The 21,240-nt window shown below is 63.6% G+C and carries 15 protein-coding genes and 2 pseudogenes; 3 read left to right on the top strand and 14 right to left on the bottom strand.

The window, feature by feature from the left end; translation table 11 throughout:
- Window positions 1-4: 4 nt before the first annotated feature.
- From KI243_RS22745 to KI243_RS22700, 10 genes and pseudogenes are all read right to left on the bottom strand, one after another.
- Window positions 5-826: an acyltransferase gene (locus KI243_RS22745; RefSeq protein ID WP_017129617.1), complete on the bottom strand. Its 822-nt coding sequence runs from the start codon at window positions 824-826 to the stop codon at window positions 5-7.
- Window positions 823-2,211, bottom strand: coding sequence for an O-antigen ligase family protein (locus KI243_RS22740; protein ID WP_177086551.1), 1,389 nt, complete (start codon window positions 2,209-2,211; stop codon window positions 823-825). The genes KI243_RS22745 and KI243_RS22740 overlap by 4 nt, the downstream gene beginning before the upstream one ends.
- Window positions 2,211-3,310: pseudogene (locus tag KI243_RS22735) on the bottom strand (glycosyltransferase family 1 protein). The gene KI243_RS22740 and the pseudogene KI243_RS22735 overlap by 1 nt, the downstream one beginning before the upstream one ends.
- A complete protein-coding gene (locus tag KI243_RS22730) occupies window positions 3,301-4,518 on the bottom strand; it encodes a glycosyltransferase family 4 protein (protein ID WP_017129614.1) in 1,218 nt (405 codons plus the stop codon). The pseudogene KI243_RS22735 and the gene KI243_RS22730 overlap by 10 nt, the downstream one beginning before the upstream one ends.
- A complete protein-coding gene (locus tag KI243_RS22725; RefSeq protein WP_212809934.1) occupies window positions 4,515-5,840 on the bottom strand; it encodes a cellulase family glycosylhydrolase in 1,326 nt (441 codons plus the stop codon). The genes KI243_RS22730 and KI243_RS22725 overlap by 4 nt, the downstream gene beginning before the upstream one ends.
- On the bottom strand, window positions 5,830-7,020 hold the full coding sequence (locus KI243_RS22720; RefSeq protein ID WP_017129612.1) for a glycosyltransferase: 1,191 nt from the start codon (window positions 7,018-7,020) through the stop codon (window positions 5,830-5,832). The genes KI243_RS22725 and KI243_RS22720 overlap by 11 nt, the downstream gene beginning before the upstream one ends.
- Window positions 7,020-9,014 (bottom strand): GumC family protein, encoded by a 1,995-nt coding sequence (locus KI243_RS22715; protein WP_212809933.1) that lies wholly within the window; start codon window positions 9,012-9,014, stop codon window positions 7,020-7,022. Before KI243_RS22715 ends, KI243_RS22720 begins: the two co-directional genes overlap by 1 nt.
- Before the next feature lie 18 nt (window positions 9,015-9,032).
- Window positions 9,033-9,806 (bottom strand): polysaccharide biosynthesis/export family protein, encoded by a 774-nt coding sequence (locus KI243_RS22710; protein WP_017129610.1) that lies wholly within the window; start codon window positions 9,804-9,806, stop codon window positions 9,033-9,035.
- Between the two features lie 69 nt (window positions 9,807-9,875).
- Complete coding sequence (locus KI243_RS22705; RefSeq protein WP_017129609.1) at window positions 9,876-11,333, bottom strand: mannose-1-phosphate guanylyltransferase/mannose-6-phosphate isomerase; 1,458 nt, start codon at window positions 11,331-11,333, stop codon at window positions 9,876-9,878.
- Window positions 11,334-12,770, bottom strand: coding sequence for an undecaprenyl-phosphate glucose phosphotransferase (locus KI243_RS22700; RefSeq protein WP_017129608.1), 1,437 nt, complete (start codon window positions 12,768-12,770; stop codon window positions 11,334-11,336).
- A gap of 422 nt (window positions 12,771-13,192) precedes the next feature.
- Between KI243_RS22700 and yegS the strand changes: the two genes are divergently transcribed.
- On the top strand, window positions 13,193-14,092 hold the full coding sequence (yegS, locus tag KI243_RS22695) for a lipid kinase YegS (protein ID WP_017129606.1): 900 nt from the start codon (window positions 13,193-13,195) through the stop codon (window positions 14,090-14,092).
- Here yegS and KI243_RS22690 read toward each other — a convergent pair.
- From KI243_RS22690 to KI243_RS22680, 3 genes and pseudogenes are all read right to left on the bottom strand, one after another.
- Entirely contained in the window at window positions 14,076-14,735 is a 660-nt protein-coding gene (locus KI243_RS22690) for a response regulator transcription factor (RefSeq protein ID WP_177107579.1), read from the bottom strand. The genes yegS and KI243_RS22690 overlap by 17 nt on opposite strands.
- A pseudogene (locus tag KI243_RS22685) lies at window positions 14,732-15,636 on the bottom strand (sensor histidine kinase). Before KI243_RS22685 ends, KI243_RS22690 begins: the two are co-directional and overlap by 4 nt.
- Before the next feature lie 495 nt (window positions 15,637-16,131).
- Window positions 16,132-16,596 (bottom strand): Hpt domain-containing protein, encoded by a 465-nt coding sequence (locus tag KI243_RS22680; RefSeq protein WP_177107580.1) that lies wholly within the window; start codon window positions 16,594-16,596, stop codon window positions 16,132-16,134.
- Between the two features lie 578 nt (window positions 16,597-17,174).
- Between KI243_RS22680 and KI243_RS22675 the strand changes: the two genes are divergently transcribed.
- Together KI243_RS22675 and KI243_RS22670 are read left to right on the top strand one after the other, a co-directional pair.
- Window positions 17,175-18,104: a chemotaxis protein CheV gene (locus KI243_RS22675; RefSeq protein ID WP_017129602.1), complete on the top strand. Its 930-nt coding sequence runs from the start codon at window positions 17,175-17,177 to the stop codon at window positions 18,102-18,104.
- A gap of 104 nt (window positions 18,105-18,208) precedes the next feature.
- Window positions 18,209-19,015 (top strand): MOSC domain-containing protein, encoded by an 807-nt coding sequence (locus KI243_RS22670; RefSeq protein ID WP_212809932.1) that lies wholly within the window; start codon window positions 18,209-18,211, stop codon window positions 19,013-19,015.
- A 160-nt stretch (window positions 19,016-19,175) separates the two neighbouring features.
- Here KI243_RS22670 and KI243_RS22665 read toward each other — a convergent pair whose 3' ends face one another.
- Window positions 19,176-21,104, bottom strand: coding sequence for a transglycosylase SLT domain-containing protein (locus KI243_RS22665; protein ID WP_017129600.1), 1,929 nt, complete (start codon window positions 21,102-21,104; stop codon window positions 19,176-19,178).
- Window positions 21,105-21,240 lie beyond the last annotated feature (136 nt).

The raw sequence follows: 21,240 nt of genomic DNA, 5'->3' as shown, positions 1-21,240 counted from the left end.
CGACTCAGTGGAACAAAGTGAACAGGCCTTTGCCGCCCACTTTGTAGTTCAGGTTGCGGCAGCGTTCGCCTTTGATCGCCGCATCCGGGCCGCCGACAATCGCGTAGGCCGGCACCGGCTTGGACACCACGCAGTTGCCGCCGACCACCGCGCCCTCGCCGATATCGGCACCGAAGGAGAGCAGCGCGCGGCTGGCGACCCAGGCGTAGTCGCGGATATAAACCGGTCCGCCGACGGCCCAGAACTCCGGAGCCTGGACATCGTGCCCGCCGGCGATGACCAGCACGTGGGAGGCGATGGTCACATGGTCGCCGATGATCAGCCCGCCCCGGGCATCCAGCTGGCAATGCCAGCCGACCGTGCTGTCATTGCCGATCCGCAGGCTGTCGACGCCGAGTACTTCGGTGTTGCGCCAGACCGTCGAGCCCTTGCCGATCTTCGCCCCGCCCAGCCGTAGCCAGAGCAGGCGCAGGGTGTGGCTGGGGATCTTGCAGACCAGGATGTTGTAGGCCAGCTCCCACCAGCGCAGCATGCGGTCGCGCAGGGTCGGCCAGTTGATTCCGTAGAGCGGGATCAGCGCGCCCTTGATCTCGCGCCCGAGCAAGGCATAGAAGCGCCGGGCCAGTGGCGGCTCGATCCGCGTCTCGATATTCAGGTAGCTGATGAAGCACAGCACATTGCCCTTGAGCGGCTGCTCGAAGCACACGTCGTTTTCCAGCATCCACTGATAGGTGGCCTGCAGTTCGTCCAGGTTGACGCCCATTTTCACCGCGTACTCGGGCAGGGCCTGCTGCAGGTTCAGGGAGTGAAACATGCGGTGTTTCATGGTTGGACTCCAGAAAGGCTCGCGGCCTTGAGCTTGAGGCGTCGGGCTTCATGCAGGTTCAGGCCGAGCAGCAGCCAGAACAGCGCGATCAGGACCTGGGTGAAGCTGAAGTAGTGGTCGAAAATGCCGCTGAGCAGGGCGGCCATCAGGCCCGAGGTGGTGCCGAGCCAGAGCGCGTTGTCCGCCGTCAGGCGGATGGTGCGCCGGGAGGGACGGGTTTCCCGCCACCAGCTCCAGATCACCGCGACGAACAGCAGCAGGCCTGGCACGCCGAGCTTGTAGACGAAGTTCAGCCACAGATTGGAAATCCCCCAGAGGCCGGTGCCGGGCACCGGTGGCTCGACCTTGAAACCGATGCCGAAGGGGAACATCGCGACGGCCTCGGGGAAGTGCGAGTACTCGTCGAAACGCACGCTGGTACTGGCGTCGTTGCTCGAGAAGAGGGTCAGCAGGCGGTCTTGCAACGGCGGGTAGAACATCAGCAGCAAGGTGCCGAAGGCGACGCCGGCCATCAGCAGGCGGCCGGTGTAGGGCACGCGCTTGCGGGCCATCCATATCAGCACCACGATCAGGCTCAGCAGGGCGCCGCGCGAGCCGGTCAGCAACAGGGCGATCACGCCCAGGCCGGCGACGGCGAAGCCCAGCGCCCGTGGCCAGCCCTGGCGCGTCAGGCCGAAACAGAAGGCCAGGGGCAGGAGCAGGGCCAGGGCGCCGCCGGTGACGTTGGGGTGCATCCAGGGCGAGCCCATGCGGTTGGACAGGGCGCTGAGACTGTCGCCCAGGACCTCGATCCCGCCGTAGCCGAGGTTGGCGAGGATCGGCGTCATGCTGGTGGCGGTGCCGTTCTTGAGAAACACCGGGATCGACAGCAGCAACAGCAGCAGGGTCCCCAGCAGCAGGCCGGTCACCGCCTGTTCGCGGGCCTTCGTGGTGTCCAGCAGGCGCGGGACGAGGAACAGTACCGAGAGGTTCAGCAACCAGCGGATCCAGTTCACCGGGCCGTTGCCGTCGGCATTCACCGTCAGTTGGCCGATGACAAAGGGGAAGGCGCTGAACAGCATCAGCGCCACCAGCCAGCGCTCGGTGCGCAGCAATGCCGGTTTGGCCGGCAGGTTGTTGAAGATCCCCTGGACCAGCACGCTGCCCCAGACCAGCAGGACCAGCGCTTCGGATACCGTGGTGCGCAGGCCGATCTGTACCGTCGAGTAGGGCAGGAACGTGGCGAGCACGGTGAACAGCAGCAGACCCCACAGCGGGTGGCGGATGATCGTCACCACTCCGGCGATGCCGATCAGGACCACCAGCACCTTGAACGCCGGCAACAGCCAGACCAGCACGCCGAATACCAGGCTGAACAACAGTGCTATGGGCATCGCCAACGGCATTATCTCAGATCCTCGAGCAGTTGGTTGAAGCGCTCGCGATAGGCACTGGTGGCGTAGCGGGCGGCCCAGACCTTGAGCAGCGCGGGGTCTTCGCCGGGGGCGTCGGCCAGGCTGACCATCAGCGCGGTCAGGGCGGTGCTGTCGGTGGGCGAGAAGCGTGGGCTGTCCGGCGGGGTGATTTCATCCAGGGACGAGCCGCTGGCGACGGCCACCGAGGTGCCGACGCTGAGGGCCTCGATCACCGGCAGGCCGAAACCCTCGGCGTAGGACGGCTGCCACAGGCGTGCGGCCTGGCGGTACACCGCGTGCAGTTGGGCATCGCTGATGCCGTTCAGGTAATGCAGGCCGGGCAGGTGCTGCAGCTCCGCGGGCAGGTGTTCCGGCGCACCGATCAGCACCAGTTCCGGAACCTCGGCCGATTGCTGGCGCGCGGCCTGCCAGGCGGCGACGAACCAGGGCATGTTCTTGCGCGGTTCACGGGTGCCCACCGCCAGCCAGTAGCGCGCCGGTAGTTGCAGGTCGCCGATGTCGGCGGGCTCCTCGGTGAAGCCGCCGACCAGGTTGGGCAGTACCCGGACCTTGTCACGGGCCGTGGGGAACAGCTTGACCAGTTCGTCGGCGGTGTACTGCGATGGTGTCCAGATGCGGTCGGCAACCTTCACCGAGTGACCGATCGACAGCTTGTCGGTGGTGCCGTAGATCCGCTCCTTGAGCCTGGAACCGTGGCTGTTCTGCAGCGTCAGCTGGAACAGGTCATGCAACTGCAGCACATAGCGCATGCCGGCCGGCTTGCGGCCCAGGGGCAGGCCCATGTTGAAGTTGCAGATATAGATTTCCACGCCGGCCTCGCGCAGTGCGCCGGGCAGGAAGCCCCCTCGAATTTCAGCCGCAGGGGCAGGCGGTGCACGCCTTGCAGCGGTGCGCCCCAGCGTGGGCAATGGACCCGGCGGCGCAGCGGATGATCTTCCGGCGCCACGCCGAACAGTTGCAGTTGCACGTCGGGGTGGGCGCGCAGGGCGTCCTCCAGTGCCAGGTTCTGGCGGCCGATGCCGCTGTGGGTGTAACCCGCCGCTGGGCGGTAATCCAGGCCTATGCGCATACGGGCACTTGCTCCTTGAGGCGTGGGAGTCGGGAGTAGACCGCTTCGAGCTGCGCGGCAGCCACGGACCAGTCATGTTCGGCCTTGACGTAGGCACGACCGGCTTCGGCGATCTGGTGCAGTCGCGAAGGGTGCGCCAGGGCATCGGCGAGAATCCTGGCCAGGGCCTGCGGGTCTTCGCTGCCCAGGTAATGGCGGCCGTTCTCGACTTTCAGGCCCGAGCTGCCCTGGTCGGTGGTGACCACCGGCAGGCCGGCGGCCATGGCTTCCAGCACCTTGAGTTTGGAGCCGCCGCCCTGGCGCAGGGGCGCGAAAAAGACCGAGGCGCGGCTTTGCAGGGTGCGCAGGTCGGGGACAAAGCCTTGCCATTCGATGCGCGGGTCGTCCCAGCGCTGGCGCCAGGCATCCGGCAGGCCGAACCCGGCAATGGCGAAACGCACGCCGGGATTGAGCTTCCAGAGGGCCGGGAGGATTTCTTCCAGCGCCCATTCGACCGCATCCAGGTTCGGGCTGTATTCATAGTTGCCGATAAACAGCAGGCGCTGGGCGTGCAGGTCGGGCTGGACGCCGGCGTAATGGCCGGTGTCGACGCCGTTGACCACCACGGCCACCGGCTTGCCGGTCTGCAGGCGCAGCACATCGGCGTCCTGGCGGGTCACGGCGATCAGTTCGGCGGCCTGGCGGAACACCCGGCTTTCCCAGCGGCGGTAACGCCACTGGTCATACAGTGTGAAGGGTTTCATCCAGCCCGGCAGCCGGTCGTAGCTGGCCGCGCCGAGGGCCGACTCGACATTGTGTTCAGTGAGGATAAAGTCCCGTCGGGCGTCGAGCAGCGGTTGCTCGAAGGGCTGGAAGCTGTAGCTGTGCTCGATCTGGATCACGTCCCAGTGTTCGTCGAGCAGCGCCCGGAACTGCTGTTGCAGGCGCGGCGCCGAGCCGTTGATGGCGGCCAGCATCGGGTAGGGCGCGCAGAGGACGGTGAACAACGTCTGCAGGCTGCGCAGCGAGCGCCGCGGTACCACGATCAGGCGTTCGAGACAGGGTTCCAGGGCGTTGCGCGTGGCAGCGTCGAGTTCGCTCTTCGACTGCACCAGCAAGGTGATCCGGTGCCCGCGCGCGGCGAGGCTGCGCAGCAGGTGGAATTGCCGGGTCTTGCCACCGCTGGTGGTGGGCCAGGGCAGGTAGGGCAGGGTCCAGAGAATTTTCATGGCGACCACACCAACAGTTGCAGGCTGGTTTTCAGCGGCACGGTGACGGCCTGGGCATCGCTCAGGTCGGTACGGGTGCCGGCGAGGGGATCGAACAGCGCCGCGCGGGTGACGCCGGGCAGTTGCAGGCGGGTGCCGCTGGCGCTCCAGAACATCCAGACACGGGCGCCGTCGCCACGGGTCCAGGTGACGCTGAACAGATCGTCGGGCGCATTGCTCAGGCTGGGGGTGTCGGCGGGTTGCAGCGCCGGACCGGTGACGTCGAAGAAGTTCTTCAGGGCGGTGTAGACCGGCTTCGGCTCGCCATCTAGGTCCAGCAGGCCGTAGTACTGGTCACGCGGACTGGCCCGGGAGTCGAGGTCGCTGAGGTTGAAGAGGAAGATCCGCTGGTAGTCCATGGCGCTCATCAGGGCCAGTCGGCGCAGGGTGTAGTCCTGCTGGCCGCCGATGCCGATCAGCGCCTGCATTTCCCGTGGTCCGGCATAGCTCGACCAGCCCCATTCGGTGGCCCAGACCTGGGACACGCCGGCGCCATGCAGGGTGCTGTTGAGGCCATTGCCCTGACTGAGAAAATCCTGCGTGCCGGCGTTGTCGCCCTCGGGCAGCTCGGAGTAGGGATGGTAGGCGGCAATGATGTTCTGGCTGGCCAGGCCCTGGCTCAGCAGGCTGTCGAGCATCAGCCCCGGGGTGCTGTGCATCTGGCTGTAGTAGGCCATGCCGGCGGTGGCGACCGGTTTGCCCGGCACGGCGGCGCGGATCGCCTTGGCGGTGGTGGTCAGCAGCCGGTAGTAGGCCGTCGGGTCTTCCTTGGGCAGCCAGATGATGTTCGGTTCGTTCCAGACCTGCCAGGTGTTCACCTGGGGATAGCGCCGGGCCAGGGTCGCCATGCGGCTGGCGAACAGATTGAAATCGCTGGGTGGGTACTGGTCGGCACTGGGCGTACCGGCCGGGGCGCTGCTGGCAAAGGCTGGCGAGCCGACCAGATAGGCGACGGTGTTGTACCGGTGGCTCTGCATCGCCGTCATCGCGGCGTCCAGGGTGGCGAGATCATAGACCCCCGCCTGCGGTTCGATCATCGGCCAGTGGATGGTCAGGCGTACCCAGTTCAGGCCCAGGGCGTCGAGCCGGTCCATCTGCTTCTGGTAAATGGCCGGGTCGAAGTACTGGAACTGCACGTTGACCCCGAGGAAGTCTTTCCACTCGACTGCCCGTGGCGCCTTGAGCAATACCTGGGCCTGGGCGCCGGTGCTCCAGGGCAGCGTGCAGGCCACGCCGCCCAGCAGTCCCAGCAGCGGCACCCAGAGCAAGGTTCTACGCAACATCTTCTTGTCCTCGGCAGGCTTCCTGGAAGACCTGCAGGAAGCGTTTCGCGGTCTGGCTCCAGACCCGCTGGTTGCCGATCATGCTGGCGTGCTCGGCCCAGCGGATCGCCAGCTCGGGGGTGGCACACAGATGGCTGATCTCGGCGGCCAGGGCGCTGACATTGCCCTGGGGAAAGATCACCCCGTTGCCCTGGGCCACCTCTTCGGCAAAGGAGCGGGCGTCGGAAGTGATCGCGCCACGGCCGCAGGCGGCGGCCCAGGACAGCGCGCCGCTGGTACCGCGCAGGTTGCCCAGCAGCTTGAGCTTGCTCGACTCGCGGTACGGCAGGACCATCACGTGGTGGGCCTGGATCACCCGGGGAATCTCGGCGGCCGGCAGGTCGAGCTGCCAGTCGATGCTGTCTTGCAGGTTGAGTCGCCGGATATGCTGGCGCAACTGATCGAGGTAGCTGCCGGCCGGGCCGAAGGCCATTTCCGGCTCGCTGCCGCCGGCCAGGGTCAGGCGCAGCCTGGCGCGCAATCCGGGTTGCTGGGCAAAGGTCATCGCCAGGGCGTCGAGCAGGTCCTCGATGCCCTTGCCGCGATAGATAAAGCCGAAGTACAGCAGCTTCAACGGATCCAGGGATGGCAGCGGGGCCGGGGCGATGGCGAGGTTGCCATGGGGGATCACCGCCATCTGTTCGCTGTGCAGGCCCATGCGCTGGCGCAGGCAGTGGCCGCCGGACTGGGTCAGGGTGATCAGTCGGGTCAGGCTGCGCGCCAATTGTCGTTCTTCGTGCAGGCACAGCGGGTCGGCCAGCACCGTCGCTACCTGGGGCAGCGGTGACGGCAGCCTGCTCGCCAGCGACAGCGGCCAGGGCAGGCGCTCGCGGCGCCAGACCAGGCGTTCCGGATCATGGATGGTGGCGGTCAGCGGCAACCGGGCAAAGCGCGCGCGCAAGGCTTTCAGGGCGTGGAACTCGGCCAGGCGGCCGCCACCGATTTCCCCATGGACCAGGTCGATCCCGTGCCAATCGCCGTCGGCCACTCCCTGGATCGCTCGCTGCGGATCGTTGCCCAGCCCCGCCAGCGGCGTGCTGACACGCACGCCCTGGCTTTCCAGCGCGGCCTTCAGGTGCCCGGCGTAGTCGGCGATGCCGTTCTGTTCCGGGGGCAGGGGGGCGAGCAGGGCGATATGCATCAGGCATGGCTCCGGATACGGGCCAGGGCGTTGAGGACACGCTCCGGGATCTCGAAGCGGCGGCGATTGAGGATGATGCCGTCGACCCGCTTGAACGCGGTGTTGAGGGTCGACAGGGCGTTCTCCAGGATCGGCACCGTGGTGGTTTCCGCCTCGACGATCAGCGCAATCAGATTGGCCTGGCGCAGGATCACGAAGGCTTCCTGGTTGGAGAAGAAACCGCCGGCATCGAGCAGGAGGATTTCTCCCGGTTGCGCGGGGCCCGGCCCGGCGATACGGACGTTATGGCCGCGCTCGCGCAGCAACTGGGTGAGATGCTCGATGACGAAGCTGACCCCTTCGCCATGGCGGGCCGACGTCAGGCCGATGGCCAGGCCGTGTTCGGCGACCTGTTCCAGCGGTAGCACCCCGTACAGCCGGTACATGCTGGCGGTGAAGGCCGTGCGCCGTTGCGCCTGGCCGTCGCTGATGTCCTGCAGGCTGGTCCAGACCTTGACCCCGAAGCGTTCCTCGATCTTGTCGCCGTCGTGGATGCGCTGGTCCAGCAGGTAGAAGAAGTACAGGGCCAGCAGGCCGACCGCCAGGCTCAGGGGAATCGCCAGCAGCAACATGCTCAGGCTTTTCGGGAAGACCCGGCTTTCGTTGAGGGTGGCGTGCTCGATCACCGCGATGTTGCTGATCTGGCTCTTGTCCAGTTCACGGTCGATCCGCGCTTTCTCGGTGCTGTCGCTGTACAGCGCGAAGCTTTTCTCGGCGGCGTCGAGTTCCCGTTGCAGGCGCGACATTTCCGGCTCGATGGCCAGGGCCTGGCGACGATCCTTTTCCAGCTGTTCGAGCTGGGTTTTCTGTTGCGCGGCCTGGGTCGTCAGGCGGCTGAGGCTGGCCTGCTGGTCGGCGAAGCTGTTCTGCAGGCGGGTGTAGACCGGGTTCGGCGCGAGGTTGTCGGTGCGCTGGACCACCGCGTTCTGCGACTTGAGCAGATCCTGCAGGTTGGCAATGGCGGTGTCCATGGCCCGCACCGGTGGCGCGCCTTCCTTGAAGGTGCGGAGCATTTCCTGGCGCTCGATCTGCTTGGCGTTGATCCGCTGTTGCAGGTCCTGGCGGTCCGGGTTGATGCTCATCTGCCGGCCGATGCTGATTTCTTTCTTCATGCTGTTGAGCTGCGCCTGGATCCGCTCCAGGCCGCTCTGGGTCGAGGCGACGGCACGGGTGGTGTTCAGGTGCTCGCCGCGCAGGTTGTTGAGGTTGCGTGAGATATCGTTCAGGCGTTCGGCGATGCTCACCGCGCCCAGCTGGTTGAGGTGGGTCTCGATCTGTTTCTTGTAGTCGAGGATCCGTGCCTGGGTCGCCTTGCTCTCGCCTTCATAGAAGGTGTAGAGGCTCTTGCGCCCGAGGCTGCGGGTGCGTTCCTGCTCGTACTGTTCGACCCAGCTCTTGACGATGGTCTGGGCGACCTGCGGATCGTTCCACTTGAAGCTGATCTCCATCACCGAAGACCCGGCGGCGTGGGTCACGCTGAAATTCCTCGACAACTGATCGGCCAGGCGTTCGACCGGGGTCTGTTTTTCCACCAGGCCGAGCAGTTGCAGGAAGCCGCGGCCGGCTTCGATCACACCCTGCACCGCGCTTTTTACCAGGGTCTTGAGGGTGCCGATAAAACCTTCCTGTGGCGGCACCTTGGACAACTGGTCGAGGTATTGCTCGGCGACCAGGCGGGCAATCGGTCGTCCGGTGAGCATGCGCTCTTCGTCGAGGATCGGATCACGCTGGGCACTGGGGATGATGGTGGCCTGGCGGTCGGAGATCTCGATCGGCAGGGTGCTGGTGTCACGCCCGGGCTTGACCAGCAACAACGCCGTGGACTCGTATCGGTTCGGCAGCAGGAAGGCCCCCAGCAGGATGATGATGAGGGTCACCAGCACGGTGATTTTCACTTCGCGCTTGAAGATGAAGAACAGGCGCAACAAATCGCGGAAGGAACGGATATTGATCATGTCTGTTGTCCTTAACGATCAGTTGTTGTTATCGCGCAAGTTGTAGTTCACCCCGATACCGATCGATTTCTGGAACGGAATCAGCTGGTTCAGGTACAGGTCGACCCATTCGATGCCATTGCCCACATGGGACTTGGGTACGAACACCACGTCGCCGCGTTGCAGCAGCACCGGCGGCCGGTTGCTGACGCCGGCGAGCATGGTGTCGCGGTAGTCGAAGAAGTAGGTCTTGTAGCGGCCGTCGTCTTCCTGGCGCAGCAGCGCGACGTTGCGGCTGTCGCCCACCGGCAGCAGGCCGCCGGCGCCGATCAGCGCCTGTTCGAGGGTGGTGACGGTGGTCACCGGCAGGCTGGCGGGGTTGCGCACCGAACCACCGACGAACACGGTGTTGCTCGGTGCAGTGGAGATGTTCACGGTCAGGGCCGAGTCCTGGTAGATGTTCTTGAGCTTGTCTTCGAGGACCAGCGTCAGTTGCTGCGGGGTCAGGCCCGCCGCCTTGACGTTGCCGATGTAGGGGTAGGCGAAACTGCCGTCGTTCATCACGGTGAACAGGGTCAGTTCATAGATCGAGTTGGCGGTGAACGCGGAGATCGACGGCGCCTCGCCGGTGTTGCGCACGATACGCAGGGTATCGCCGGCGCGGATCCGCTGCGCTGGCAACGGCTTGCCGGCCAGGGCGTCACCGGCGCGGTGACCTTCACGCAATATGTTGCCGTCCGGCAGGGCCACCTTGGCCGGGATGCTGCAAGCGCTGAGTAAGAAAACACTGAGGATCAGCAGGATGTTTTTCATCGGTCAGTCTTCCTGTCGTGCATATCTGCAGCTCCCTGACGGGCTAGGTGGCATTGCGTTGACGGTGTTTCAGGCCTTGTCGGTGGTGGCGGGAACCCGCCCGTAAATGTCGGTGAAACGCACGATGTCGTCCTCGCCGAGGTACTCGCCGCTCTGCACTTCGATCATCACCAGGTCAATCACCCCGGGGTTGACCAGGCGATGGGTCTTGCCCGGCTTGATGAAGGTCGATTCATTGGTGTCGAGCAGGAATTCGTGGTCGCCGTTGGTGACCCGCGCCATGCCGCTGACGACGATCCAGTGTTCGCTGCGGTGGTGGTGCATCTGCAGCGACAGTGAGGCCTCGGGCTTGACCACGATGCGCTTGATCTTGAAACGCTTGCCCTCTTCGAGCACGGTGTAGGTGCCCCATGGCCGGGTCACGGTGCGGTGCAGGCGGTAGGCGTCGTGGCCCTGGCGCTTGAGTTCCTGGGCGATGAGCCGAACGTCCTGGCTGCGCTTGCCGTCGGCGATCAGCAGGGCATCGGGGGTGTCGATGATGATCAGGTCCTTGAGGCCGACCCCGCCGACCAGGCGCTTGGGTGAGTCGATGTAGCAGTTGCTCACGTCATGCAGCACGGTTTCGCCATTGCACTGGTTGCCGTTGGCGTCGGCCGGGCTCAATTCGCGTACCGCCTGCCAGGAGCCGATATCGCTCCAACCCAGCTGGCAGGGCACCACCGCGACTTTTTGCGAGCGCTCCATCAACGCATAGTCGATGGAAATATCCGGGGCCAGGGCCAGGGTCTTGCCGTCGAGTTCCAGCTGCAATTCCTGGTTGCCCTCGCGGCTGTGGCTGTGGGCCAGGCACTCGGTCATCGCCGCCAGGACATCCGGTGCATGTTCCTGCAGTTCGCGCAGCACGGCGTCGGCGCGCATGCAGAACATGCCGGCGTTCCACAGGTGCAGGCCACCGTCGAGGTAGCGCTGGGCAGTGGCCGCGTCGGGCTTCTCGACAAAGCGGGCGACCTGGAAGCTGTCGTTGCCCAGGGCCTGGCCTTTCTCGATATAGCCGAAGCCGGTCTCGGCCTTGGTCGGCACCAGGCCGAAGGTCACCAGCCAGCCCTGTTCCGCCAGTTGCCGGGCGCTGCGCACCGCCTTGGCGAAGGCGTCCAGGTCCTTGATCAGATGGTCCGCGGGCAACACCAGCAGTTGCGCATCCTCGCCGTACAGGCGGGCAACATGCAGGGCGGCGGCGGCGATCGCCGGCGCGGTGTTGCGACCGAACGGTTCGAGGATGAAGTCCAGGGCCGCGGCGCTTTTGTTGAGCAGGCGATAGTCATCCAGGGTGCGAAAGAACACCTCGCGGTTGGTCACCGTCAGCAGGCGCTGGACGTCAGCGAGACCGGCGGCGCGGCGGAAAGTCTTCTGCAGCAGGCTTTCGCCGTCGGGCAGGCGCATGAAGGGCTTGGGCATGGCCTCGCGGGACACCGGCCAGAGTCGGGTACCGGCACCGCCGGCGATGATGCAGGGAATGAGTAGGCTCATTCAGAAGGCCTCGCGTGTCAGGAGCACTGCCGGGACAGTGCGGAACAGAATGTAGAGGTCGAACCAGATCGACCAGTTTTCGATGTACTCCAGGTCGAACTCCACGCGTTTCTCGATTTTTTCCAGCGTGTCGGTTTCGCCACGATAGCCGTTGATCTGCGCCAGCCCGGTGATCCCCGGCTTGACCCGGTGGCGCGAGGTGTATTCCTTGACGGCTTCTTCGAACAGGATGCCGGCGGCCTTGGTCGCCGTGGCGTGGGGCCGCGGGCCGACCATGGACATGCTGCCGATGAATACATTGAACAATTGGGGCAACTCGTCGAGGCTGGTCTTGCGGATGAAACGGCCGACCCGGGTGATCCGTGGGTCGCCGCGGGTGGTCTGTTTCTCTGCGTTGGCGTCGCTCTGGTGCTGATGCATCGAGCGAAACTTGAAGACTTCGATCAGCCGGTTGTTGTAGCCATAGCGTTTCTGGCGAAACAGCACCGGGCCGGGGGAGTCGAGTTTAATCGCCAGGGCCACCAGCAGCATCACCGGTGACAAAAGAATCAGCGCGGTGCTCGACAGCACCATGTCCTCGAGGCGCTTGAACATCGGCGACCAGCCGCGCAGGGGCACTTCGGAAGCGTTGAACATCGGCAGGTTGGCGACTTCGGTGATGCGGTTGTGGGCATGGCGGAAGGCGACCATGTCCGGCACCAGCAGCACATTGACCGGTAGCCGGCGCAGTTCGCGGATGATGTAGTCCATGCGGTTCTCGGCCGACCAGGGCAGGGCGACCAGCACCTGGGTGACCTTCTCCTCGCGGATCAGCCGTTCCAGGTCGCTGGAGTTGCCCAGCAGCGGCAGGTTGACCATGGTTTTCGGCAGCCGGCCGATGCGGTCGTCGATAAAGCCGATGACGCCGGAGCGGATGTCCTGGTGCTGGGCCAGGTATTCGGCCAGGCGCTGGCCGTTCTCGGTGGCGCCGAGGATCACCGCGTTCTGCAGGAAGATGCCGCGTTGCATCAGTTGCTGGAACAGCGTCAGCAGGATCAGGCGCTCGATGCCGAACAGCACCAGGCTGGCGAGGAACCAGACCAGCAGTTGGGTATTGGTCAGGTAGCTGAACAGTTGCAGGCCGTGGTGCATGAACAGCAGCAGGCAGAACGCCGAGGACCAGGCGAAGAGGGTGAGCTGGAAGCGCAGCAGGTTGCTGAAGATGGTTTCGGCATAGACCCCCAGGGCCTGGAAGATCAGTACGCTGATGACACCGAAGAACAGCAGGATGGTCAGGTAGCTGCGGGTGATCTCGGGACTCTGCTCGCGCAGGTAAACCAGCAGCAACAGCCCGGGCAGAATGGCCGTCAGGCCGTGGACCAGACGGATGCCGAACAGAAAGTACTCGACCATGCTGGGTCGAGTGAGCAATAAGCTGTCGACGGGTTGCAAACGCATGTGACCCCTCCCTTTCTACCATCGCGAAATGGCAACTACGAAGCACTACGGCAGGTACTTCCTATGGCAAAGCCACAAGGTTTTTCGCGATAACCCCGTCCCTGATGGCTAATTCTCTACCGGGCGGGCCCGGTATCGGCAGTCAACCGTTTGAAGGTATGCCCCCGCTTTTATCGCTGCGGCGGCCGATATTTCCTCTCGTTTGAATGGCACGGGCTTGAGTAAAGCTCATGAAACAGCGGGTCGCTAATTGAATGATGTCTTGTAGCTAAAAAAAATCCGAAGCGCCCCTGTTGTGCTATATCACGCGCGTTCCAGAGCGTTCGGGCGGGTAGCGGTGAAATAAATCCCGTTGCGCCAGGTCGTTTTCAGCTCGCCGTGGTCCACATGTTCCAGGCCCATCGACACAGGAGAAACGGCTCATGAACGAGCGCAAGGCATTGCTGATTCTGCATGGCAAGCAGGCCCTCAACGAAGACGTGCGGGCAGCGGTCGAGGGCAAGCGGCGGGAAGGCTGGGAACTGGCGGTGCGCGTCACCTGGGAGGCCGGCGATGCCCGGCGCCTGGTGGATGAAGCGCTGGACATGGGTTATCGGCAGTTGATCGCCGGCGGTGGTGACGGCACCTTGCGCGAGATCGCCGAAGCCCTGGCCCTGGCCGCCAGCGAGGCGAGCCTGGTGCTGATGCCGCTGGGCACCGCCAATGACTTTGCCCGTGCCGCCGGAGTGCCGCTGGAGCCGGCCCTGGCCTTGCAACTGCTGGAGGTGCCGGCCCGGCCGATCGACCTGGGCGCTGTCGGCGGGCAGTTGTTCCTGAACATGGCCACCGGCGGTTTCGGCAGTCAGGTGACGGCCAATACCTCGGAAGACCTGAAGAAGGTCCTGGGTGGCGCGGCCTACCTGTTTACCGGGTTGTCACGCTTCAACGAACTGCATGCCGCCTATGGCGAGTTGCAGGGGCCGGATTTCCATTGGCGGGGTGAACTGCTGGCACTGGGGATCGGCAACGGGCGCCAGGCAGGCGGCGGGCACCTGCTGTGCCCCGAGGCGCTGGCCGATGATGGCCTGCTCGATATCAGTATCCTGCCGGCGCCCCAGGAGGTGGTGGGGACGCTGCGCAGCCTGATGAGCGATGGTTGGGGGATCGACAACATGTTCGTCCGGGCCCGCCTGCCCTGGGTCGAGATCAAGGTTGCCGAAGGCTTGTACCTGAACCTCGACGGCGAACCCCTGGAAAGCGATTGCCTGCGTTTCGAAGCGCGTGCCGGGGCGTTGCAGGTGCATTTGCCGGCGGACTCGCCGCTGCTCAGTCGTCGAGGCTGATGATGCGCTCGCGGACGGCGAACAGGACCAGCCCGGCGACGTCGAAAATCTGCAGGCGCTTCATGATCTGCGAGCGGTGGGTTTCCACGGTCTTGATGCTCAGGCCCAGGCCGTTGGCGATTTCCCGGGTGGATTTGCCGCGCACGATCAACCGCAGGATTTCCAGCTGGCGTCCGGTCAGGTTATGGGTCTCGGTTTCCACCGGCGAATGGCGCTGGACCTGGGTCAGGGCCTGGTTGATCACCGTGTGGGCGATCGCCGGGCTGAGGTAGCGCTCGTCGTTGCGCAAGGCCTCCAGGGCCTGGGCCAGTTCGGTGGCGGTGGTGTCCTTGAGCAGATAGCCATGGGCGCCGATTTCCAGGGCCTGCATGATCAACTGCGGATCGGTGTGCATCGACAGGATCAGTACCTTGCTCTGCGGGCGTACCGCCTGGAGCTGGCGCAAGGCGTCGAGCCCGCCGGTATCGCGCATGGACAGGTCGAGCAGGATGATATCCGGGTTCAGGCGTTCGACGGCTTCGAGCAACTGTGCGCCGTCATTGGCTTCGCCGATCACGGCGTAGCCCGGAATATCCAGTACCAGGGCACGCACACCGGCCCTGATCAGAGAGTGGTCATCCACAAGAAGTAAGTTGCAGGTCATAGAACCTTATTCGTACTGGCTCGTTCGAGGGCCCGGGGGCCCAGGGAAGAAGGGCTTCGATTTGCGTACCTTTGCCGGGTCCGCTGGTGACTGTCAATGTGCCGCCCAACTGTTCGATACGCTCCGCCATGCCGGCCATGCCGCGCTGGCCCTGCTCGCCCGGATTGGCTGCCGGGGAAAAACCCAGGCCATCGTCGGTGATATGCAGCGACAGGCCTTCGGGCAGGCGCTTGAGGCGTATCAGCAGGTTGCTGGCCTTGGCGTGGCGCAACATGTTGGTAACGGCTTCCTGGGTCACGCGAAAGGCGGTCACGGCCATTTCCTCGGACAACCCGGTCAACCGCTGCTGGCATTCCAGGCTCCAGTGCACCGTGGTATTGCCCAGGGTCTTGAGCAGGTGGGCGCGCAGGCTGGCTTCTAGTCCGAGGCTGGCCAACTGGCGTGGATTGAGAATCGCCGACACGTCCCGCACCTTGGCCAGGGTTTCGTCCAGGGTATTGCTCAGGTCGGCGCAGTGGTTGCGCAATTCCTCCGGCAGGCGTCCCTGCAACCACTGGGTCTGCAGTTTGGCGGCCGTCAGCAGTTGGCCGATATCGTCGTGCAGTTCACGGCTGAGGCGGTGACGTTCGTTTTCCTGCACTTCCAGCAGGCGATCGGCGAGTTCCTGGGGTTGAAAATTGATCGATGTCTGTGACACCCGGTGCTGCAGCCAGACGCTGGTCAGCGCGGCCAGGTTCAGCATCAGCAGGATCAGCAGCAACAGGCTTCGCGGCAGGCTCGAACAATTCAGATAGACCGACAGGCTCATCACGGCCGAGGCGACACAGAGCAGGACGGTCAGCCGGCGGGCGTTTTTGCGAGAGGGGAGCCAAGGCTTTAAGGACTTGAGGCTGGCGTACATAGCGTGTAGAGCCAATGAGTGTTCGCTACGGGGAGCCCCACGCTGTCGCCGGCGGGACTCTGTTTGAAAAAACGGCTACGGTTCAATACTTATACACAAGGTGGTGTGATGTATATGTTTACACGGCAAAACAGTGCTGGCGTCATCAGGATTCAAGATGAAATCACTTTGCCATCAAGCACATAAGTGAGCGGGCAGCATAATAGCACTTCGTTTAAGGTTGGTCGTCCCCGGTGATATATGTCCGAATGGTCAGCATTTTTGTACGGTGGTTCCAGAACGCCCGGGAAACCGCTCGCTGCAGCCTGCTTACTTGTGAACTTACGGCACTTTGTCATGTGTACGCTAGTTATTCTTCGCGCACTAAAAAACCCAGTCTGAAACCGGGAAGTTGCTCGTTAGTTGGTCGTGTCGGTTTTGACTATGAGGGAGGCGTAAGACGCGTTTAACTATTGGAAATAGCTAATGTAAATGCATGGGCGAAAGTGCCGCTGTTCAAACGGATTGTCCGGGAAAGGTGATCAGTGCGAAGGCTTTCGGCTCGGTGAGCTGGGTTCCGGACAGGTCGGTCTGTGCCGCCAGGGCCGCGATCAGTTCGGCCTGTTCGCTGTCGTCGAGGCTCAATTGGCCCGTATGGGGATCGATCAGTTCCAGTTGCCATGCCAGCAGGGTCAGGCAATCCTGCAGCGCCTGCAAGGCGTCATTGTGCAGGTTGAGCTGTTCGGGAGCATGGCTCAGCACGCCGTGGATATGCCGGCAGAAGTCGGCCATGCAGCGTACGCCGAGCACATCGGCGCGGCCGGCCAGCTTGTGCAGCGCGGCGAGCAGGCAGTCGATCGCATCCCGATCGTTGCGGATCAGGCCCAGGTGCTGGCAGCACTCCTGCATTTTCGCCTGCAGGGTTCCAGCCTCGACGAGGAATTCCGGCAGACTCGTCTGCCACTCTTTACCGTTCAGCATGCTTTATCTCCATGAAAACATCGGCAGGCGATAGAACGTCGCGCTTGGCGAACGGCGTTAAGTTAATGTCGGCCAACAGAGGATGTCTGTAGTCTGTTTCCGATTGTTTCAGTCTTGATTGATTGCGCAACATTCTTGGGTTGCGCGCGCTCATCTTCAGGAAAAAGAGTCCCGACGCTTGCAGAGATCGTTCAAAAGGGCCGTTCCAGAGCGCTTCCACAAGATTTGTGAGGCGCCTTGCCTGGCTTTCTGGCCACCGTCCCGCGATCGAAAGCAAAAGCCTGACTCCATTCATGCAATGAGAATGGCGTCACATTAATGGCTATTGGATATCGCGAATATCAGGTTGGGCCTGATTGTTACTAGGGGATTCCCCTATGGAGGGGAACCAAAGGAGCAATTTGTGGTCGCGCCGGGAGGGAATTGTGTCGAGTCAGGGCGATGAGTCCAGTAAAGCATGATGTTAATGTGACATCAAACGTTTTGCATGGCATTTTGTCGGAGGGTCAAGGTCTGGCGGGTCCGGCCGATAACTCTCTCAATGTAGTCTTTTTGTATCAGCGCCCCAGGAGTGATTGATGGCCGGCATTCTCGACACGGTAGACCAACGTACGCAACTGGTGGGTGAGAATCGTCTGGAGATTCTCATGTTTCGCCTGGCCGGTCGCCAGCTGTTCGCGATCAACGTGTTCAAGGTTCAGGAAGTCCTGCAACTGCCCAAGCTGACCCTGATGCCGCAGCGCCATCCGTTTGTCTGCGGTGTGGTCAATCTGCGGGGGCAGACCCTGCCGGTGATCGACCTGTCCCAGGCGATCGGCATGCGTCCCCTGGTCCCGGGCCCCAACAGCACCATTATCGTGACCGAATACAACCGTTCGGTGCAGGCGTTCCTGGTCGGTGGCGTGGATCGCATCGTCAACATGAACTGGGAGGCGATTCTGCCGCCGCCGACCAGTGCCGGCCGCCAGCATTACCTGACCGCCATCAGCAAGGTCGACGACCAGTTGGTGGAAATCATCGATGTCGAGAAAGTCCTGGCGGAGATCGTTCCGTACAACGCCAAGGTGTCCCGTGAAAAACTCGATGACCCGGTGATGGAGCGTGCGCGGGGCCGCGAGGTGCTGCTGGTCGACGACTCCAACGTGGCCTTGTCGCAGCTGCGCGATACCCTGGGCCAGTTGGGGGTGAAGATGCATATCGCCAGCGATGGCCTGAAGGCCTTGAACATGCTCAAGGGCTGGGCCGATGCCGGCGCGGTGATGACCGACAAGCTGCTGATGGTCTTTACCGATGCGGAAATGCCGGAGATGGACGGCTACCGCCTGACCACCGAGATTCGCAACGACCCGCGCCTGCGCGGTCTGTATGTGGTGCTGCATACTTCGCTGTCCGGAAGCTTCAACGATGCCATGGTGAAGAAGGTTGGCTGCGACAACTTCCTGTCCAAGTTCCAGCCAGACAAACTGGTGGATGTGGTGCGTCAGCGTCTGCTGCTGGATGAAGCCTGATCCCGTACGGTTGGCTGCCATAGGCCGCTGTTTGGCCGGCCGCTCGGTGTTGCGCTGGTCCACCCTCCTGTAGAATCGGGGTTTTACCTCTACGGGAGTTGGACATGTTGCGTCTGAGCGCGCTGTATCGTTACCCATTGAAGTCCGGCAAGGGCGAATCCCTGCAGCACAGCCCGCTCGACGAGTTGGGGTTGAGCGGGGATCGACGCTGGATGGTGGTGGACGAAGCCAACGGACGTTTCCTGACCCAGCGTGCCGTCGCAGGCATGAGCCAGCTGTCCGCCCTGTGGAATGCCGCGGGTGGCCTGACCCTGAGCGCGCCGGGGCGTCCGTCGCTGGACGTGGCACTGCCGCCGGCCGACCAGTCGTTGCGTGGCGTGACCATCTGGAGCGATACCTTGCGGGTGCCCGATGCTGGCGATGAAGCGGCGGCCTGGCTCAGCGGGTTTATCGGCAAGCCGGTGCGCCTGGTGCATGTACCGCTGGAGCGGGCGCGGATCACCCAGCCGGGCTACGGCAGGGATGATGACCGTGTGGCGTTTGCCGATGGTTTCCCGTTGCTGCTGATCGGCCAGGCCTCGCTGGAAGACCTTTCCCATAAGGTCGGACGGCCTCTGGAGATGCTGCGTTTTCGTCCCAACCTGGTGATCGAAGGCAGCACGGCGTTTGCCGAGGATCAATGGAAGCGCATTCGTATCGGTGACGTCGAGTTTCGCGTGGTCAAACCGTGCTCGCGCTGCATCCTGACCACCATTGACCCGCAGTCCGGGGAGCGTAGCGCCGACCGGGAACCGTTGACGACGCTCAAGACCTACCGCGAGCAGGATGGGGATGTGATGTTCGGGCAGAACCTGGTCAATGACGGCCAGGGGCGGCTCGAAGTGGGGATGCCGGTGACCGTTCTCGAATAATGAAGTGAACGGTGGGCGCCGGCTTGCCGACGATAGCGGTCGATCAGGCGGTGCCAGCCTTGCCGACCTCTTCGCCGGCAAGCCAGCTCCCACGGGGCGCGCGCGGACACCTGTTCAGGGTTAGGCGCGGGTCCTGCGGGGGCTTCCTGTAGGTCCCTGATTATTGATCGTCGAAAAACCGCTCGTTCCAGTCAACCAGCGGCTGCGGTGCGTTGAGCTTCTGGCCGTAGATCACCGAGTACGACAGCACGTTCTGCACGTATTGCCGGGTCTCGTCGAACGGGATGCTTTCCACCCAGACGTCGAAACTCAGGTGGTTCGCGCCCTTGAGCCACTGCCTGACCCGACCCGGGCCGGCGTTGTAGGCGGCGGTGGCGAGTACGCGGTTGCCGTTGAACTGGCCGTGGACCTGGCTCAGGTAAGCGGCACCCAGTTGCACGTTCTTGTCCGGATCCAGCACCTGCTGGGGCGATGCCAGCGGGATGCTGAACTTGCGCGCGGTTTCCTTGGCGGTGCCGGGCATCAGTTGCATCAGACCGGTGGCGCCGACGCTGGAGCGGGCATCGTCCATGAAGGCACTTTCCTGGCGGGTAATGGCAAACACCCAGCTCGAATGCAGGCCGCGCAGCTTGGCTTCGCGTACCAGCGTATCGCGGTGGGCCATCGGGAAGCGGATATCCAGGTCGTCCCAGTACTGCGCCTGGCTGATGGTGCGAATCGCCGGGAAGTACCACTTCAAGTCGTAGGCCAGCCTGGCCTGGGCGACCATTTCGTCACGGTTGAACATCCGGCTGACGTGGTACCACTCGCGGCGACCGTCGACGATCTGGCCGCGGTCATGCAGTTCCAGCGCCCGGCGCACGCCTGGCGTATTGCGGACCTTGTTGATCAGCTGCTGGCTGAGTACCAGCGGGCGGTTGGTCAACTGGTAGGCGGTCTGCGAGCGATCGGCGGCGAGAAAGCCGTAGAAGTCGCGTTCACGGGCGACATTCTTCAACAGCACCAGTGCCTGTGGATTCTGCGGTTGCGCCAGTTCCAGGCTGCGGGCCTGCCAGTAGCGCCAGCGATTGGTCGTCGCCAGGTCCTGGGGCAGCCTGCGAGTCAACTGGTAGGCATCTTCCCAGCGCCCCAGGCGCAGCAGCAGGCGCAGGCGCCACTCGGTGACGGTGTTGTCACGCAGCTCCGGGTCGTACTGGGTCATGATCTCGAGGGCGCGGCTGTCGTAGCGGCGCGCCAGGGTCAGGCCGACCTCGCGGGCGATCGAAACCTTTTCGTCACGGGAGAAGTGCATGCTGGTGGCATAGCCGTCGAGCAGGGCCATGGCCTTGTCCGGGTCCTGGCGGGCGAGGCGGCGCAGGCCCAGGCCGACCACGTCGGACATGGCTTCGTCGGCCGGCACGAAGCGTGAAGGCTGGCTCAGCAGGTCGGGTTTCTGTGCCACCTCGATCATCATCCGACCTTGCGGGCCGAGGGTGCTCAGGCCCTTGACCAGGGCGCTGGCAAGTCCGTAGTTGCGGGCTTCGGCGGCCAGCTTGACGCGTTGCCAGCGTTTTTGCTCGGTCAGTTGGCCTTCCGTCGCCCAGCGGTCGAACAGCGCGTCGCAGGCGGCTGGCTGGGTCTTGCCGGTCAACCAGAGTTTTTCCGCCGTGGCGTAGCCTTCGGCACGCAGGTTGTGGCTGAGCTGGTACTGGCCGTTGAGGCAGTCCAGTTCGGTGAAATTCAGTTTCGGGTCGTAGTACTTGACGAAGGGGGCCCAGTCGCCACGTTCGGCCAGCCAGCGCAACCAGCGCAGCTTCATCCAGTTGGCCTGGGGCAGGTCGCCGTGTTCGGCGAGGAACTTCTCGATCTCGGCGTTGCTGGCGGTTTTCAGCCGGGCGGTCAGCTCGTCGTAGGCCAGGTACGGTTCCAGCGGATAGGTCTGCAACGTGTCCTGATACTGGAAGTAGGGGCCGGAGTCACCCTTGGCCAGGGCGCGCTTGGCTTCATCGTAGAGTTGGCGTTGCTGGGCGAGGTCGACGGCCTGTGCAGCTTGAACGGCGCAGGTGGAAAGAAGCAGACACGATAAAAAATTGAAAAGACGGCTGCGCATGAGACTTCCGAGCAAAAAAAACGGGCAAGTGCCGGCAGGACCGACACTGATTGTCGGGTAGCTTAGCCTTTTGCCGGCGGCGGGCGAAAGTTTTGCCGGGCGCTGTACGCAACTTGATACTAAATGTCATCTTGGC

It is taken from the genome of Pseudomonas sp. Ost2, assembly GCF_018326065.1.
Taxonomy (GTDB): domain Bacteria; phylum Pseudomonadota; class Gammaproteobacteria; order Pseudomonadales; family Pseudomonadaceae; genus Aquipseudomonas; species Aquipseudomonas gingeri.
Note: the sequence above shows the minus strand (reverse complement) of the source record. Positions and strands in the feature narration are given on the sequence as shown.

Excerpts from the sequence above, each read along its gene's own strand:
- KI243_RS22730 (WP_017129614.1), bottom strand. The coding sequence starts at position 4,518 with ATGAAAATTCTCTGGACCCTGCCCTACCTGCCCTGGCCCACCACCAGC.
- KI243_RS22720 (WP_017129612.1), bottom strand. The coding sequence starts at position 7,020 with ATGCATATCGCCCTGCTCGCCCCCCTGCCCCCGGAACAGAACGGCATC.
- yegS (WP_017129606.1), top strand. The coding sequence starts at position 13,193 with ATGAACGAGCGCAAGGCATTGCTGATTCTGCATGGCAAGCAGGCCCTC.
- KI243_RS22715 (WP_212809933.1), bottom strand. The coding sequence starts at position 9,014 with ATGATCAATATCCGTTCCTTCCGCGATTTGTTGCGCCTGTTCTTCATC.
- KI243_RS22745 (WP_017129617.1), bottom strand. The coding sequence starts at position 826 with ATGAAACACCGCATGTTTCACTCCCTGAACCTGCAGCAGGCCCTGCCC.
- KI243_RS22690 (WP_177107579.1), bottom strand. The coding sequence starts at position 14,735 with ATGACCTGCAACTTACTTCTTGTGGATGACCACTCTCTGATCAGGGCC.
- KI243_RS22675 (WP_017129602.1), top strand. The coding sequence starts at position 17,175 with ATGGCCGGCATTCTCGACACGGTAGACCAACGTACGCAACTGGTGGGT.
- KI243_RS22740 (WP_177086551.1), bottom strand. The coding sequence starts at position 2,211 with ATGCCGTTGGCGATGCCCATAGCACTGTTGTTCAGCCTGGTATTCGGC.
- KI243_RS22665 (WP_017129600.1), bottom strand. The coding sequence starts at position 21,104 with ATGCGCAGCCGTCTTTTCAATTTTTTATCGTGTCTGCTTCTTTCCACC.
- KI243_RS22705 (WP_017129609.1), bottom strand. The coding sequence starts at position 11,333 with ATGAGCCTACTCATTCCCTGCATCATCGCCGGCGGTGCCGGTACCCGA.
- KI243_RS22710 (WP_017129610.1), bottom strand. The coding sequence starts at position 9,806 with ATGAAAAACATCCTGCTGATCCTCAGTGTTTTCTTACTCAGCGCTTGC.
- KI243_RS22700 (WP_017129608.1), bottom strand. The coding sequence starts at position 12,770 with ATGCGTTTGCAACCCGTCGACAGCTTATTGCTCACTCGACCCAGCATG.
- KI243_RS22670 (WP_212809932.1), top strand. The coding sequence starts at position 18,209 with ATGTTGCGTCTGAGCGCGCTGTATCGTTACCCATTGAAGTCCGGCAAG.
- KI243_RS22725 (WP_212809934.1), bottom strand. The coding sequence starts at position 5,840 with ATGTTGCGTAGAACCTTGCTCTGGGTGCCGCTGCTGGGACTGCTGGGC.
- KI243_RS22680 (WP_177107580.1), bottom strand. The coding sequence starts at position 16,596 with ATGCTGAACGGTAAAGAGTGGCAGACGAGTCTGCCGGAATTCCTCGTC.